This window comes from Kitasatospora sp. NPDC059973 (assembly GCF_042737525.1).
Classification (GTDB): Bacteria; Actinomycetota; Actinomycetes; order Streptomycetales; family Streptomycetaceae; genus Kitasatospora.
In genome coordinates this window covers 12,521-27,815 of the sequence record NZ_JBHWUI010000018.1, presented here as the reverse complement: position 1 = coordinate 27,815, position 15,295 = coordinate 12,521, and the positions used below count along the sequence as shown (strand labels likewise).

The window sequence follows — 15,295 nt, the reverse complement described above, 5'->3', positions numbered from 1 at the left end:
GGCGGCGCCTCGGAGCGACCGGCTTCAGTCGAAGCGCAGGTCGGCGAGCTGCCGTTCGAGGGCGGTGACGTCGTCCTCGGGTTCGGCCCGGGTCGGGCGGTCGGCCAGGAGCGCGGCCAGCTCGCCGCCCGCGCGGCGGATGCGGGCGGGCAGGCCGTCCGCGTACTGGTCTCCTCCGGATCCCCAGTCCGCGGACGCCGCGTAGACCGCGGTGGGGACGACGGTGGCGCGCAGGTACGCGAAGAGCGGTCGCACGGCGTGCTCGAGGACGAGGGAGTGGCGAGCCGTACCGCCGGTGGCCGCGATCAGGACCGGTGTGCCGGCGAGGGCGTCCGGGGCGATCACGTCGAAGAAGGACTTGAACAGGCCGCTGTAGGAGGCCGTGAACACGGGGGTGACGACGATCAGGCCGTCGGCTCCGGTCACCGCGTCGATCGCGGCGGCCAGGCGCGGTGCCGGAAAGCCGGTCAGGAGGTGGTTGGCGACATCGCCGGCCAGTTCGCGCAGCTCCACGACCTCGGACGACACGGCTCGGCCCTGGACGGCGAGTTCGTCGCGGACCGACTCGGCCAGCCGGTCCGCGAGCAGGCGGGTGGAGGAAGGGGTGCTCAACCCCGCGGAAACGGCGACCAGCCTCACGCGGCGCCCACCTCCCGCACGGTCGCGGCGGCCGTGACCCGTGCCGCGTGGGTGGGGGCGTCCGGCACGTCGTCCGGACGTCCGATCGCGAACTCCCTGCGCAGCACGGGCACGACCTCCTCGCCGAGGATGTCGAGCTGCTCGAGGACGGTCTTGAGGGGCAGACCCGCGTGGTCCATCAGGAAGAGCTGGCGCTGGTAGTCGCCCACGCTGTCCCGGAAGGACAGGGTCCGTTCGACGACCTGCTGGGGAGAGCCCACGGTCAGCGGGGTCTGCTCGGTGAACTCCTCCAGCGACGGGCCGTGGCCGTAGACCGGCGCGTTGTCGAAGTAGGGACGGAACTCCCGTATCGCGTCCTGCGAGTTCTTGCGCATGAAGACCTGGCCGCCCAGCCCCACGATGGCGTCCTCCGGACGGCCGTGGCCGTGGTGGGCGTACCGGCGCCGGTACAGCTGGACCATGCGCCTGGTGTGGTCGGCGGGCCAGAAGATGTTGTTGTGGAAGAAACCGTCGCCGTAGAACGCGGCCTGTTCCGCGATCTCGGGCGACCTGATCGACCCGTGCCAGACGAACGGCGCGACGCCGTCCAGCGGCCGCGGCGTCGACGTGAAGGCTTGCAGGGGCGTGCGGAACCTGCCCTCCCAGTCCACCACGTCCTCACGCCACAACCGGCGCAGCAGCGCGTAGTTCTCCCTGGCGAGGTCGATGCCCTGGCGGATGTCCTGGCCGAACCAGGGGTACACCGGTCCGGTGTTGCCACGCCCCAGCATGAGGTCGACCCGGCCGTCGGCCAGGTGCTGGAGCATCGCGTAGTCCTCCGCGATCTTCACCGGGTCGTTGGTGGTGATCAGGGTCGTGGCGGTGGACAGGACCAGCTTCTCGGTGCGGGCGGCGATGTGGCCGAGCAGGGTGGTCGGGGACGACGGGACGAACGGGGGGTTGTGGTGCTCCCCGGTCGCGAAGACGTCCAGGCCGACCTCCTCGGCCTTGAGGGCGATGGCGACCATCGCCTTGATGCGCTCGTGTTCCGTCGGGACGCGGTCGTCGGTGGGGTCGGGTGTCACGTCCCCGACGGTGAAGATGCCGAACTGCATGGTGCTTCTGCTCTCCTGAACCTGTCTGGATGCGGTGGTCGCGGGCCTCGTGGCCGGAGGAGTCCTGACCGTCCGGCGCCGGCGCCCGCGGCGGCCGGACCTCCGGCTGCCGCGGGCGGGGGGCTCACTGCGGGCGGGGGGCTCACTGCGGGTGGGCGGCCCGGAGCGGCCTCACTTCGCCAGGAACGCGAGGAGCGCGGCGTTGACCTCCTCCGCGTGGGTCCACAGCAGGCCGTGCGGGGCGCCGTCGATCTCGACGTAGTCGGCGGACGGGAGCGCCTTGTGGAAGGGACGCGCGGTGTTCTCGGCCGGGAGGATGCGGTCGGCCGTGCCGTGCAGGATCAGGGCGGGGACATCGACGGCCGGGATGTCGGCGCGGAAGTCGGTGTACCAGGTCGACGGCGCCGCCGAGGCCGCGAAGGAACCGCCGGCGGCCGCGGTGTTCCAGCTGTTGCGGACGGCCTCCTCGCTGATGCGGGTGCCCAGGTTCTCGTCGAGGTTGTAGAAGTCGTCGAAGAAGGCGGTGTAGTAGGCGTAGCGGTCGGCCTTCACCGCGGCGACGATGCCGTCGAAGAACTCCTGCGGGGCGACACCGTCCGGGTTGTCGTCGCTCTTCAGCAGGCAGGGCTCCAGCGAGGCGAGGAAGGCGACCTTGGCGACGCGGGCGGTGCCGTACGCGGAGACGTAGCGGGCGACCTCGCCGGTGCCCATGGAGAAGCCCACGAGGACGGCGTCGTTCAGGTCGAGGGTCTCCATCACGGTGTTCAGGTCGGCCGCGAAGGTGTCGTAGTCGTAGCCGGTCGTCGGCTGGGAGGACCGGCCGAAGCCGCGGCGGTCGTAGGTGATGACGCGGTAGCCGGCGTCGAGGAGCGCGGCGCTCTGGCGCTCCCAGGAGTGGCCGTCGAGGGGGAAGCCGTGGATGAGCACGACCGGCCGGCCGGTGCCGTGGTCCTCGTAGTAGACCTCGACGGTGGTGGTGTTCTCCTGGCCCACGGTGATGTACGGCATAGCTGTGTCTTCCTCGCTTCGGTTCGGCTGGTCCGCGCGTCGTCGCGGCGCGGAATGCCGTCACGCTATGGCGGGGGAGGCGCTGGCGATTGTCGTGCGGCGCCCCGGGCCTTGCCCCCGGGCGCAGAGTGCGCGGACAGGGCCGGGCCAGCCGCCTCGATGTCGGCCTGCGCGAGTACCAGCCGGGTCAGGTGGACCCTGGAGTTCACCGAGAGCTTGCGGAAGATCGACGTCAGATGCGTGCTGACCGTGTGCGGAGACACGACCAGGGCGGCAGCGGCCGACCGGTTGGTGTGTCCTGCGGCGATGAGCCGGGCGACCTTGCGTTCCGAAGCGGTGAGCGCGCCCCACCCCTGGCTGGGACGGGGGCGGGCCGGACGCCGGCCGGAGCCCGTCACGGCCCGGTCCAGTTCCGCCCGGACCCGGTCGGCCGCGAAGCCGGCCCCCGCGTGGGCGTACGCCTCGTAGGCCCTCGTCAGGGCGGGTATCGCGGCGGCGTCTCCTACGGCCGACAGCGCGCGGCCGAGGTCGGCGCGGGCCGCCGCGAGGTGCAGCGGCCGGGGCCCGTTGAGAAGGATCCGGACGGACCGTTCCAGGAGGCCGGGATCGGCGTTCACCAGTGCCGCCGTGTGCGTGGCCGTCCCCTGTGCCGTCGGCACGGCGGGGTTGTGGGAGGCGTAGTCGGCCGCCTGGGCGGCGAGGTCCACGGCCAGGGCCCGGTCTCCGGCCCGCAGGGCGATCTGCACGGCCTCGACGAACCGGGTGCGCAGGAGCCTCCAGCGGACGAAGGGGTGGTCCCGCTGGGCGGATCGCAACCGTTCGGCCGCCGCCGCGTGGTCGCCGTCGGTGTCGGCGAGGAGGGCCTCCAGGTACTGGTGGGCGGCGTGGTTCCCCGGGTTCGGCCGGCCGGCCACCGCCGCCCTGACCACCTCGACGTGTTCCTCCGCGGCCTCGCGATCGCCACGCAGCAGCGCCAGCCAGCCCCGGTGGACGCGGATGTTGACCAGGTTCGCGGGCACCTGGATGTCCGCCTCCAGCCGCTCGGTGGTGACGAGGTCGGCCTCCGCGTCGTCGAGCCGCCCGAGCCCCAGATTCAGGCTTCCCTGCGCCCACATCAGCATCGCGGGTCGCAGCGGGTCGTCGCCCGCCGTCCGCAGCAGGTGCCGGGCCGTGTCGAAGTCGTCCAGGTGGACCCGGGCGACGACCTCCTCGGGCAGGAACGCCGCGTCGAACGCGCTGAGCGCCGTGTGGTGGTCGACGGCGGACGCACACTCGCCCGCGTTGAGGGCGATCTCGCCCAGGCCCCACAGCGCGACGACGCGGGCCTCCCGGTCCTGCGCGCACTCCGCCTCGGCGAACGCCCGTTCCGCGGTCCCGCGAGCGCTGCCGAGGTCGCGGCCGCGGGACTGGGCGAGCGCGAGTCGCGCGGTCAGCCGGGCGCGGACCGCCGGGTCGGTGACGACGCCCAGGGCGGCCGTCGAGCGGCGGGTCAGCTCGTGGATGTCGTCGAGGTGCCACAGCGTGTCCCCGAGGACCGACTGCAGACGGGCGAAGACGTCCAACGGGGGCTGCCGGGCCAGGAGGACGTCGCCGATCTCCCGCGCCCAGGTGTAACGGCCCGCACGGGTGAGAGCGGTGATGGCCCGTTCACCCACGTCGAACTCCGCGGGATCGTGGGGCGGCACCAGTTCCATGGCGCGCACGGACAGATCGGCGGCGAGGTCGGGCATGACGGTGAGCACGTCCGAGGCGGCGCGGCCGAGCAGCCGGATCGCCTCCCGGTCACCCGGTTCGGCGCTCTTGAGCAGGTGCGGGACCGCGTCGGCCGAGGTCCGGCCCGCCGCGACGAGCCGACTCGCCGCCTCCCGGTGCAGTGCCCGCCGCGCGGAGGGCGCGAGGTCGGCGTAGACCGCCTGCCGGAGCAGATCATGGCGGAACACGAGGCGTTCGCCGTCGTCCTCGACGAGCCCGGCGCCGATCGCCTCGTGCAGTTCGCCGATGAGGCCCGAGGCCGGCTTGCCGCACAGGGCGGCGGCGTCGGCGAGGTGGAAGGCGCGGCCCAGGACCGAGCCGATCCGCAGGAATTCCAGGGTGCCCGGTCGGAGCGCGGACAGCTTGCCGCGGACCCCGAGCACCAGCCGCTCCGGCGGCTCGGCCCCGTCCGCACCCGACGCCGCGATGCCTTCCAGCACCTCCACCGCGAGGAAGGGGTTACCGCCGGCCGTGTCGAGCAGCCCGGTGACGCGATCCGGTACCGTCCCGCCGAGTACGTCCCGCGCCACCTCGGCGAGCGCCGCACCGGACAGCGGCCGCAGCGCGAGCGTCGCCGTCCGGGTGGCGCCCCCGCGCAGGTCCGGGTTCTCCCTTCCCGCGAGCAGCCAGAGGACCGGGGAGGCCAGCAGCCGTGCCGGCATGACGTTCAGTGCGAAGCGGCTCAGCGGATCGGTCCACTGGACGTCGTCGATCGCGATCAGCGCGGGCGCGCCCGTCGAGCGCTCCTCGATCAGCCGGGCCAGCCGTTCCACCAGCCAGACCCGCTGGTCGTGGTGGCCCGCGAGGTGCGCGAAGTCCTCCGCGGCCAGCAGCGGCGGGTCGCCGTGCAGCAGGCCCGAGGCCAGCGACGCCAGCGGTGCCAGCTCGTGCAGTTCCTCGGCGCGCCCCCGGCTGACGGTGAACCCGCTGGCGCGTGCGATCGAGACGGTCTCCTCCAGCAGGGCGGTCTTCCCGATCCCCGGCTCGCCGAGGAGCAGGGCCATCCCACTGCCGTCGCCGTCGCGCACCGCATCGACCATGGCCCGCAGCTGTCCCAGCTCGGCTTCCCGGCCGCGCAGACCCGGCCGGCTCAGCCGGGCGCCCGTGCTCGTCTCCTCCGGTGTCATCCCTTGACGGACCCCGCGAGCAGACCCCGGGCGACGTGCCGCCGGAGGAGGAGGAACACGAGCAGCGGGACGAACGCCGACACGAACGCCCCCGCGGTGAGCCGCTGCCACTCGTTGCCGCGCGTCCCGGCCATGGCCGCCAGCGCGACCGTCACCGGAGCGGTCTCGGCGGTCCCGCCCGACAGCGTCATCGCCACCAGCAGGTCGTTCCACACCCAGATGAACTGGACGACCGCGAACGTCACCAGGACCGGGCGGGCCAGCGGCAGGACGATCCGGAGCAGCAGCGTCGCGTGCGACGCGCCGTCGACCCGGGCCGCTTCGATCAGGTCGCGGGGCAGTCCGGCCAGGAAGTTGTGGAGGAGGAACACCGCGACCGGCAACGCGAACACCGTGTGGGCGAACCACACCTGGCTGAACCGAGCCGCTCCGGTGGCGTTCCAGGCGGGCAGGAACAGCCATCCACGGGAGAAGAGCCGCAGCAACGGGACGAGCACCATCTGGAGGGGCACGATCTGGAGCGCGAAAATGCCGACGACGAGCGCGTCGCGCCCCCTGAAGTCGATCCACGCCAGGGCGTACGCGGCGAGGAACGCCAGGACGAGCGGGAACAGGACCGAGGGCAGCGTGATGACGATCGAGTTGACGAGGTGGTCGGCGAGCCGGCCCGACGCGTTCCCGGTGCCGAACAGCACCTCGCGGTAGTTGGCGAGCGTGAGGTGGGGCGAGCCGAACACGGTCCACCAGCCGGTCGTCTTGATCGCGGCCTCGGGACGGAACGAGGAGAGGAACAGACCGAGCGTCGGCACGGTCCACAGGATCGCGATCACCACGGCGGCCAGCGAGAACACGCGGGAGGACAGCCGCTCCCGGACACCGCGCACGCCACGCTCCCCGCTCACGCCGTTCACGCCGCGCTCCGCTGCGCACGGACCTTGTAGGCCACGACCGGGGTGACGAGGAGGAAGAGCAGGACCGCGAGGGCCGCGCCGTGGCCGGTCCGGCCGTAGCGGAAGGACTGGTCGTACATCTCGTGGGCGATGACACCGGTGTCGAACTGCCCGGCGGTCATGGTCTTGACGATGTCGAACGCCTTGAAGGTGCCGATCACCTCGGTGAGGACGACGACCAGCAGCGTGGGTCTGATCGACGGCACGGTGATGTGCCGGAAGATCTGCCGCGGTGACGCGCCGTCCAGCCGGGCCGCCTCGACGATCTCGCCGGGAACCGCCGTGATCGCGCCCGCCAGCAGGAAGGCCGCGAAGCCCGCCTGGCTCCACACCATCGCCACGATGAGGAACAGGATGTTCCAGGGGGAGTCCACGAGCCACTGTCTCGGCTCGCCGCCGAACGCCACGACGAGTTCGTTCAGCAGCCCGATCTGCTCCGCGCCGGCCGGCCGGTAGGCGTAGACGAACTTCCAGACCAGGCCGGCGCCGACGAACGAGATCGCCATCGGCAGCAGGACGAGGGACAGGGCGAGCGCCCGGAACCGCGCCCGTACGACGGCCGCGGCGTAGAGGAGACCGATCCCCGTCACCAGCGGGGGCACGAGCACCACCCACGCCAGGGTGTTGCGGAGCGCGATCAGCGCCTCGGGGTCGGTGAACATCCACACGTAGTTGTCGACGCCGACCCAGGTGTCCCCTTCGTCGCCCGTGAACGACAGGCCCAGGGTGTGCAGGCCGGGCAGCAGGAGGCCGACGGTGAGCAGCAGCAGGGCGGGGGCCAGCAGCAGGAAGGCCGCGCCCCGCCGCCGTACCGGCCCCCGGTGCAGCGCCAGGAGGATCAGGCCGACCACGGCCGAGAACGCGGCGACGCCCTGGAGAAGGTGGGCCAGCTTGGGTTGCTGAGCGACGACGTCGAACGGCATCAGTGGCTCGGCCAGGACCGTTCGACGGCCGCCGCCACCGATTCGGTGTCCTTGCCGCCGATCCAGTCGACGGCCCCCTTCCAGAACGTGCCCGCGCCGACTGCCGCGGGCATCTGGTCGGAACCGTCGAACCTGAACTGTGTCCGGGGATCCTGGAGCAGCTGGATCGAGAGCTTGTCGATCGGGCCGGCGGCGTCGGCCGGATCCACTCCCTTGTTCGCGGAGACGAAGGGGCCCTTCTTCATCCGCGCGTGGGCGAAGTCGGCGCTCGCCAGGTACTCCCGGAAGGCCCGCACCTCGGGGCGGTCGGAGAATGCCGCGGCGAACGTCCCTCCGCCCAGGACGGGCTTGCTGGTGGTGTCCGCCCCCGGAAGGAGGAAGGCGAACACGTCCCCGTCCGGTCCGATCCGGGTGCCCTTCGGCCAGTGCTCGGCGTAGAACGACGCCTGGCGGTGCATCGCGCAGTCGCCGGAGAGGATCGGCGTGCCGCCGTCCTGGTAGGAGATCGAGGCCATCGAGCGGGCCGGTCCGTAGCCGCCGTTGGCATAGCGGTCGTTCTTGAGGACGGACCCCACCGTGTCCATGGCCCGGATCACTCGCGGGTCGTTGAACGGGATCCGGTGGGAGACCCACTGGTCGTAGACGTCCGGCCCCTGCTGGCGGAGCAGGACGTCCTCGATCCAGTCCGTCACGGGCCAACCGGTGGCCTCGCCGGATTCGAGGCCCGCACACCACGGTTTGACCCCCGATGCGGCGACCTTCTCCGTCAGGTCCATCAGTTCGGCCCAGGTGCGGGGGACGGTCAGCCCCCTGTCGCGGAAGAGCTTCGGCGAGTACCAGACGAAGGACTTCACGTTCGCGACCAGCGGAGTGCCGTAGAGGGTGCCGTTCACGGTCGCGTAGCCGTTCCAGTCCGCCGACCAGCCCTGTTCGGCCAGGGAGACGAGCTCCGCGCTCGCGGGTTCGAGCTTTCCCCCGCGCGCGAAACGTTCCAGGAGCCCGGGCTGGGCGAAGAACGCCACGTCGGGGGCGTGGCCGCCCTCGACCCGCACCTGGATCTGGGCCTCGAACTCCCCGTTCCCCTCGTACTGGACGTCGATCCCCGTGCAGGCGGCGAAGCCGGCCCAGGTCTCTTCGAACAGGTCTGCTTCCCGGTCCCGGCTGGGCGCGTAGACGGTGACGTGGGTTCCAGGGTGGCTGCCGTACCGCGCGTACGGCCCGCAGTCCCCGGCCTCGCCGGACGAGGAAGCGCTGGGAGGGGCGACACATGCGGCGGCCGTGACGACGATGGCGATAACGGCGAGCGCGAGCCTCGCGCCGAACCTCATGGGTGTGCTTCCTCCGTTCGCCCGCCGAGTGTTCCCGGGGGCGGACCGAAGCTATCAGCGTTCGAACATAATCAACCAATCGTTCGAGGTCAGAGGCTCGTGCGCCCGTGCCGAGCCCCCACCGGGGGCGGGCTCGGCACGGGCACGGGCACGGGCACCGGCGGCCCGGGCGGGTCAGCGGGTGACGGACCGGGCCGCGTCCTGGATCAGTGCGGCCACGGCCTCGGGCCGGGCGAGCATGACCAGGTGCGAGGATTCGACCTCGACGGTGGTCATGCCGGCCCGCTCGTAGCCGTAGCGCTCCACGTCGGGGTTGATGGTCCGGTCGGAGGTGGCGACCAGGCCCCACGACGGCTTGCTCTTCCAGGCCGCGACCGGGGCTGCCTCCGAGAAGGCCCGCGCGGCCAGGGGGCGCTGGGAGACGGCGAGCACCGCGGCGAGCCCGGGGTCGACGTCGGCGGCGAAGAGGGCGGGGAACCGCTCGACATCCACCGAGACGTCGGTGCCGGCCTCGGTGGATCCGGCCACGGGGAACGGCGTGAAGACGAGCGCGTCGGCGAGGCCGGAGTCGGGGAAACGCCCCTGCAGCTCGCCCAGGCTCTCGCCCTCCTCCAGCGCGTAGCCCGCCAGGTAGACGAGTGCCTGGACGTTCTCCTCCACGCCGGCCAGGGTGATGACCGCGCCGCCGTAGGAGTGGCCGACCAGGACGACGGGGCCGTCGACGGCACGGATCACCGAGGCGATGTACGCGGCGTCTTCCACCAGGCCGCGGTTGGGCACTGCGGGAGCCACTGCCTTCAGGCCCGCGGCGGTCAGCTCCGGGATGACGCGGGCGTAGCTGGAGGCGTCGGCGAAGGCGCCGTGGACCAGCACGACGGTGGGTTCGGCGGATCGGGACATGGGGGAACTCCTGTTCGGTCGGGGTGACGGTGCGGTTGCGGGGTTCATGGGCGCGGGACGGTCAGAGCGTTCGTCGCACGCCGGCCTGGCGTTCCAGGTTGCGGAGCTGGACCGCGAGGCCGCCCTCGACAGCGTTGCGGGCCGGCCCGCTGCGGCCGATGGGCAGGACCTCCTCACTGCGCATGTCCTCCAGCATCAGGGCGAAGGCCGTGTACATCGCGACGATCGCCACCACGAGGCCGAGGGCACCCGACGTGCGGGTGAGCCACTCGGCGCCGGTGAGACCTGACAGACCGGTGGTCGCCCAGCGGGGCAGGGAGACCAGCACGACGAGCCACAGCGCGCGCTTGGGCCGTGTCACGGCGGTCATCAGCGCCCCGAAGACCAGGAGCGCGAGGTTGAAGACGCCCAGCACGCGCAGACCGTCGGCCGAGCCGCTGAACATGACGAGCGCGTAGGCCAGCCAACTGCCGGCGAAGACGCCCATCAGCGTCGCCGCGATCACGTCCCGGGCGCCGAACGCCAGGATGCTCACCAGGAACTGCAGCGCGAAGGCCGGCAGCACGCACAGGGCGACGGCGCCGCGGGCCTCCGTGTCGAAGAGCCCGAGCTGCATGCACCCCGTCATCACGGAGGCGATCGCCACCGTGAAGAAGCCCAGCGGCATGGGGGAGGCGATGGGGCGGAGGTTGATCCGGGTCATCGACCGGAGGTCGGGTTCGAAGCGGCGTTCCGGGGGAACGTCCGGCCGGCTGCCCTGTACGTCGTCGGCGCCGCCGGTGGTGGAGGGGGAGGTTGTACTCATGCTGTGGATCTCCCGTTCGTGCCTGTCCTCATCAGCCTTGTACCAGGGGGGTGTCCACGAGGTGTTCGGCCAGGAACCACACCTGCGCCTCGCCGGGGCGGATGACCTCGGAGACGAGCAGGTCGGTGCTGCCCTCGTCGCCCTCCGCCGAGATCCGGGCGGCGGCGTCCCGCGCGTCGATCAGGATCCGCTCGTGCGCGTCGAGGAGCCGCGACAGCATGACGGGGACCTTCTCCACACCGTTCGGCGGTCGCGGAATGGCCGTCAGCTCCGCGACGTGGCGCGGGTCCGCGACCGCGACACCGCCGAGGCTCTGGATTCGTTCGGCCAGCGCGTCCACGACGGCCAGCTGGGCCTCCGCGTGCTTGTCCAGCATCAGGTGGAGCGAGTAGAAGGTCGCCCCGCGCATGAGCCAGTGGTGCTTCTTGTAGAGGGAGTACAGGATCTGCGTATCGGCCAGCACGCGGTTGAGGCGCTGGCAGGCGTACATGCGGGTGTCGTGGCCGAGGCCGATCGGCAGCTGCCTCAGCGTGCCGAACGTCTGGGTCTCGCCGCCCTTCTGGTGCAGCAGCGGCTGACCGCCGCCGCGCGAGGGTGTGGTGGTGGATGCGGTGGTCGCGGTGGTCGCGGTTTCCATCGGTACTCCTGGTGTGGAAGGTGGGAGGGCCCGGCCGCCCGCGCGGGGGTCGCAGGGCGGCCGGACCCGGTCTGTGGCGGCTCGTGCTCAGCGGCCGCCGGGGGCCGCGGTCCGCGCCGCCGCCGGGGCCCGGCCGTGCAGTACGAGCCGGGTGAGCAGCCCGCTGCCGAGGCCGGCCACGAGGGCGACGGCGGCCCACCACAGCGGGTACGGAGTGAGGCCGAGGGCCGCGTCGAAGGACCACGCGCCGGGGCCGGTGGCGGCGAGAGCGGCGGCGGTGCCGATGAGGACGAGCGGGTACTCGTACCCGTCGTTCTGCACCCAGAGTCCGTGGTGCCACTTCACGGTGAGCGCGACCGTCATGACCCCGATGACGCCGGTCGCGGCGAGCGGGGTCAGAAAGCCGGCGGCGAGCAGCAGACCGGAGCCGATCTGGCCGCCGCCCGCCGCCAGGGCGGTGACGACACCGCCGCGGAAGCCGTCGGCGCGGAACTCCTCCGTCCCGCCCTCGAGTCCCTTGCCGCCCAGGTGGGAGCTGATCTTCTGCACGCCGTGTCCGGCGACGAGCAGGCCCGCCAGCAGACGAAGGATCAGAATGCCGGTGTCCACGGGCGTCAGCCTGCGGCGTGCGCGCCGATGACGCTCTGCGCGTACACGACGCCCAGGCCGTACGCGCCCGCGTGGGCCTTGACGATCTCCATGACCGCGCCGTACGTCTCCTGGCGCGCCCAGTCGCGCTGCAGCTCCAGGAGCACCTGCACCCAGGTCACCGGCACCGCGCCGGCGGCCAGCATCCGCTGCAGCGCGTGCTCGTGGGCGGCCGGGCTGACGCCACCGGAGGCGTCCGAGACGACGTACACCTCGTACCCCTGCTCCAGCGCGGAGAGCGCGGGCAGCACCAGGCAGACCTCGGTCCACAGCCCGGCGAGGATGATCTTCTTGCGCCCGGTCGCCTTGACGGCGGCGACGAGGGCCTCGTCCTCCCAGGCGTTCATGCTCGTGCGGTCGATGATCTCGTGCTCGGGGAACACCTCGGCGAGCTGAGGCAGCAGAGGCCCGGAGAAGGACTCGGCGGCCACCGTGGTCAGGACGGCCGGCACGTCGAAAGCCCGAGCCGCCTTGGCGAGCCCCACGGTGCTGTTGATGATCGCGGTGCGGTCATCGCTGCCGGTGCCGAAGAACATCTGCGGCTGGTGGTCCACGAAGAGCATGACCGCGTTGTCGGGCGTGAGGAGGTCCGAGCTCGGGGCGGCCTGAACCTTGGTGATGTCGAACATGAGGGATCCTTTCGGAGCAATCGGTAGGGTGCTCACCGCATTCGCGGCTTCGGCACACCCCGAAACTACGGTCGGATCGATCGGCCGAATCCTCCCTCTGTGCTCAGGAATTGGCACCACAGCGCACTGCTCCGCGCCAGGCGGGCGGCGCACTTCCCATCGGGTGCCGGTGCGTTGTCAGGACATCCGAGCCGGCTTGGGCTCCTGGTCTGAACGCCGTCAAGGGTCCTCGGGCCTGCCGGGTCGACGCTCGTGACCGGGAAGACGTGCGCGCAGCTGTCGATCGAGGGCCCGCCCACCCGGTGATGCCCCTGCTCGGCAGACCGCGACCCGTCCCGAGTGCCCGTACCTCCACCGAACTCGCCCTGGACGGCCGGCTCCTGCTCGGCGAGGACCGGTTCCTCGACATAGACGCGGGGGCCTCCCACGGTGCATCTCATCCGTGGAAGGCCCCCAAGCATGCAACCAGGTGTGCCGGCCGGACGGCTCACCGGTTCTCCCGCCTACTCCTGGCGATTCGCTTCCCGTCGGCCGCGACCGGGCAGCCGCAGCCCCTCGCTGGTCAGGAAGTAGAAGACAGGCAGCACGACGAACACGGCGAGTGCGACGACCGGGGCGGTCAGCGCGCCGACCGCACCGGCGAGGAGATACGCCATCACGCCGGCCCACGAGCGGAGCCTGCCATGAGCGACGTAGGAGGGTTCGACAGCGTGGTGCAGCAGTTCCGGGCGCCGGTCCAGATGGCCGTAGAGCACGATCCAGCTGCCGCACATGCCTGCCGCGATCCCGGCGTACAGCGCGACGGCCACGCGAGCGTCGCTGTCGATGACGCTGTTCTGCAGCGCGCCCGACAGCACCGCGGTGGGAAAGGCGAGCGCCGCAGTGGTGAAGAGCAGGAGGAGATTGGCCGCGTGCAACCCGCGATCCATGGCACGTATCCGCACGAAGGCCTGATGGTGATTCAGCCAGATGACCGCCACATAGCTGAAGGAGGCCAGGTAGCCGAGGTAGACCGGCCACTGGCGGAGCAGGGCCCGCCCGAGTCCGCCCGGTTCGTGGGGCGGATCCGTGAGCCCGAGGACCAGGATGGTCACGGCGATGGCCAGCACGCCGTCGCTGAACGCCTCCGCACGGGCGGTCTCGGAGCGGGCGAACCCCCGCGGGAGGCCGTGGTCGTCCGTCATGTCGTTCTCTCCTCTGGTCCCGGCCGCACCACCCGATGAGCCCGAGGGTCGTTGTGCCACCGACGGCACAGCGGAGCGCTCCGGGCGGTTGGCCGCTGCGCGTCGACATCCACCAGGCCTCCGCCGGGGAAGGCGGAGGCCGCGGCGCGCCCTACGGGGGCGAACGGGGCATGGACCGGGCTGCACGGGCAGGCGAGGTCGACTCCGGTCGTCACCGTACGTCCGCCGGTCATAGCCGGCTGGTCCATCCGTGCCCCGGTTCTGGCCTGTGCGCGAACAGCCGCCGGAGGGCTTCACCCTCCGACGGCTGCGCATACCACTGTGTCCGGTGGCGAGCCGGGCGACGATCCTGCGGTCACGTCCCTCGAAGGTCCGCCTGTCCGCCGCATGGGATCCCGCCTCGTCGGGTGAGGTGCCGAAGAGTTCCGCGGCAGTGCACTGCTGGTCAAGGGCCGCTGCTCTGACGGAACATCAGTGGATCACAGGGTCGATTAGCGTGCCGACAGCGCGCCGTGGATGCTCGCCGTGTGCGAAGGCCGGTGGCCGGGCGGGCGCGCTGACGACCTGTCGTTACACGATCGAGGGATTCCCGCATGCTCACAATGAACGGACCCGGTGCACTGGTACGCGTGCGCCGACGGCTGGTCGGCTCACTGGTCGCCCTGGCGCTGGCGGTCGGGCTCATGGGTATGACGCCGCCCGCGGCGCACGCCGACACGAACAACCGGCTCAGCAACATCAACTGGGAAATCAGCGACCTGAGCGGCGGCGGCGCTCAGGCGCACCAGCGGTACTGGGACGTGATCGCCCAGCTCCACTCGCTCAGCAGCCACGACTGGTTCAGGACCGACCTGGACGAGACCGTCGTGGCGGACAACGACCAGCTCATCCAGATCAGCCTGTTCCAGAGCGGCGCCTACCAGGGGGCCATCTACTTCTGGCCGCACAACCTGTACCTGGCCGGCTTCTACCAGGTCGGGGGCACGCACTGGGTCTTCAACGACGGCAACGCGTCGAGGGAGCGCTTCAACCGGGTGCTGGGCGTCCAGGCGAGCACCCTCCCCTGGTCCAGCAACTACAACGGCCTGCCCGGTGGTGAAGCTCGGTACAACCAGCAGATCAACGGGCCGAGGCTCGACAACGCCCTGCGGCAGGTCCGTCAGATCTCCGCTCTCCAGAACTCCGCCAGCGGGCGCGCCGTCCTGGCGGACTCCCTCATCATGATGATCCAGGCCACCTCGGAGGCAGCGCGCTTCGGGCGGATCTTCGACAACATCCGCGGCAACATCCGCGACCACGGTCTCGCCCAGATCGGCCGGGACAACGTCAACCTGGAGACGAACTGGGCCGGGATCTCGAACTGGGTCTACCGGGTCATGAACAATGCCGGCACCCCGCCCGTCGTTGCCGGTGGTCAGACGTTCTACACGTTGCAGCAGCTGATGCTGTACGTGGGCTACCTGGACCTCTATAGCGGGTCGCGTCCCCGCTAGCAGTGCTTTGTCGGGAGGCTTGTCGCATCGTGTCACCGGTAGTTCTTCGTTGGTAGGAGGGCCGGCGACCTTGCGTGGTGGCGGGGTCGGTCGGAGGAGTTCGCGGCTGAGGTGATGGCGCCCTTGGCCCGCTGTGATCAGCGGGCCAAGGCCGGTCTGTATCCGACCTCCTCCACAC

14 protein-coding genes are annotated in these 15,295 nt (G+C 71.5%); 1 reads left to right on the top strand and 13 read right to left on the bottom strand.

From position 1 onward, the window contains the following. Positions 1-24: 24 nt before the first annotated feature. The 13 genes from ACFWA9_RS07865 to ACFWA9_RS07805 form a co-directional block, all read right to left on the bottom strand. Positions 25-639 (bottom strand): FMN reductase, encoded by a 615-nt coding sequence (locus ACFWA9_RS07865; RefSeq protein WP_352291898.1) that lies wholly within the window; start codon positions 637-639, stop codon positions 25-27. After that, the gene (locus tag ACFWA9_RS07860; RefSeq protein WP_380384349.1) at positions 636-1,733 is read right to left on the bottom strand and encodes an LLM class flavin-dependent oxidoreductase; all 1,098 of its coding nucleotides are present in this window, start codon (positions 1,731-1,733) and stop codon (positions 636-638) included. Before ACFWA9_RS07860 ends, ACFWA9_RS07865 begins: the two co-directional genes overlap by 4 nt. A gap of 171 nt (positions 1,734-1,904) precedes the next feature. Continuing rightward, positions 1,905-2,741, bottom strand: coding sequence for an alpha/beta fold hydrolase (locus tag ACFWA9_RS07855; protein ID WP_380384347.1), 837 nt, complete (start codon positions 2,739-2,741; stop codon positions 1,905-1,907). Between the two features lie 65 nt (positions 2,742-2,806). Beyond that, positions 2,807-5,620, bottom strand: a complete 2,814-nt coding sequence (locus ACFWA9_RS07850) for an ATP-binding protein (protein ID WP_380384344.1) — start codon at positions 5,618-5,620, stop codon at positions 2,807-2,809. Beyond that, complete coding sequence (locus ACFWA9_RS07845; RefSeq protein WP_380384342.1) at positions 5,617-6,531, bottom strand: carbohydrate ABC transporter permease; 915 nt, start codon at positions 6,529-6,531, stop codon at positions 5,617-5,619. Before ACFWA9_RS07845 ends, ACFWA9_RS07850 begins: the two co-directional genes overlap by 4 nt. Continuing rightward, on the bottom strand, positions 6,528-7,493 hold the full coding sequence (locus tag ACFWA9_RS07840) for a carbohydrate ABC transporter permease (protein WP_380384339.1): 966 nt from the start codon (positions 7,491-7,493) through the stop codon (positions 6,528-6,530). Before ACFWA9_RS07840 ends, ACFWA9_RS07845 begins: the two co-directional genes overlap by 4 nt. Further along, complete coding sequence (locus ACFWA9_RS07835; RefSeq protein WP_380384336.1) at positions 7,493-8,821, bottom strand: ABC transporter substrate-binding protein; 1,329 nt, start codon at positions 8,819-8,821, stop codon at positions 7,493-7,495. The genes ACFWA9_RS07840 and ACFWA9_RS07835 overlap by 1 nt, the downstream gene beginning before the upstream one ends. Positions 8,822-8,995: 174 nt before the next feature. Beyond that, positions 8,996-9,721, bottom strand: coding sequence for an alpha/beta hydrolase (locus ACFWA9_RS07830; protein WP_352291885.1), 726 nt, complete (start codon positions 9,719-9,721; stop codon positions 8,996-8,998). A 61-nt stretch (positions 9,722-9,782) separates the two neighbouring features. Then, a complete protein-coding gene (locus ACFWA9_RS07825; RefSeq protein WP_380384333.1) occupies positions 9,783-10,526 on the bottom strand; it encodes an acetate uptake transporter family protein in 744 nt (247 codons plus the stop codon). 31 nt (positions 10,527-10,557) lie between these two features. Further along, positions 10,558-11,163, bottom strand: coding sequence for a Dps family protein (locus ACFWA9_RS07820; RefSeq protein WP_380384330.1), 606 nt, complete (start codon positions 11,161-11,163; stop codon positions 10,558-10,560). An 87-nt stretch (positions 11,164-11,250) separates the two neighbouring features. Then, on the bottom strand, positions 11,251-11,772 hold the full coding sequence (locus ACFWA9_RS07815; RefSeq protein WP_352291881.1) for a DoxX family protein: 522 nt from the start codon (positions 11,770-11,772) through the stop codon (positions 11,251-11,253). Between the two features lie 5 nt (positions 11,773-11,777). Next, on the bottom strand, positions 11,778-12,440 hold the full coding sequence (locus ACFWA9_RS07810) for a hydrolase (protein ID WP_380384327.1): 663 nt from the start codon (positions 12,438-12,440) through the stop codon (positions 11,778-11,780). A 503-nt stretch (positions 12,441-12,943) separates the two neighbouring features. Continuing rightward, positions 12,944-13,624 (bottom strand): TMEM175 family protein, encoded by a 681-nt coding sequence (locus tag ACFWA9_RS07805; protein WP_380384324.1) that lies wholly within the window; start codon positions 13,622-13,624, stop codon positions 12,944-12,946. A 593-nt stretch (positions 13,625-14,217) separates the two neighbouring features. Between ACFWA9_RS07805 and ACFWA9_RS07800 the strand changes: the two genes are divergently transcribed. Beyond that, positions 14,218-15,117, top strand: a complete 900-nt coding sequence (locus ACFWA9_RS07800) for a ribosome-inactivating family protein (RefSeq protein WP_380384321.1) — start codon at positions 14,218-14,220, stop codon at positions 15,115-15,117. Positions 15,118-15,295: the final 178 nt, after the last annotated feature.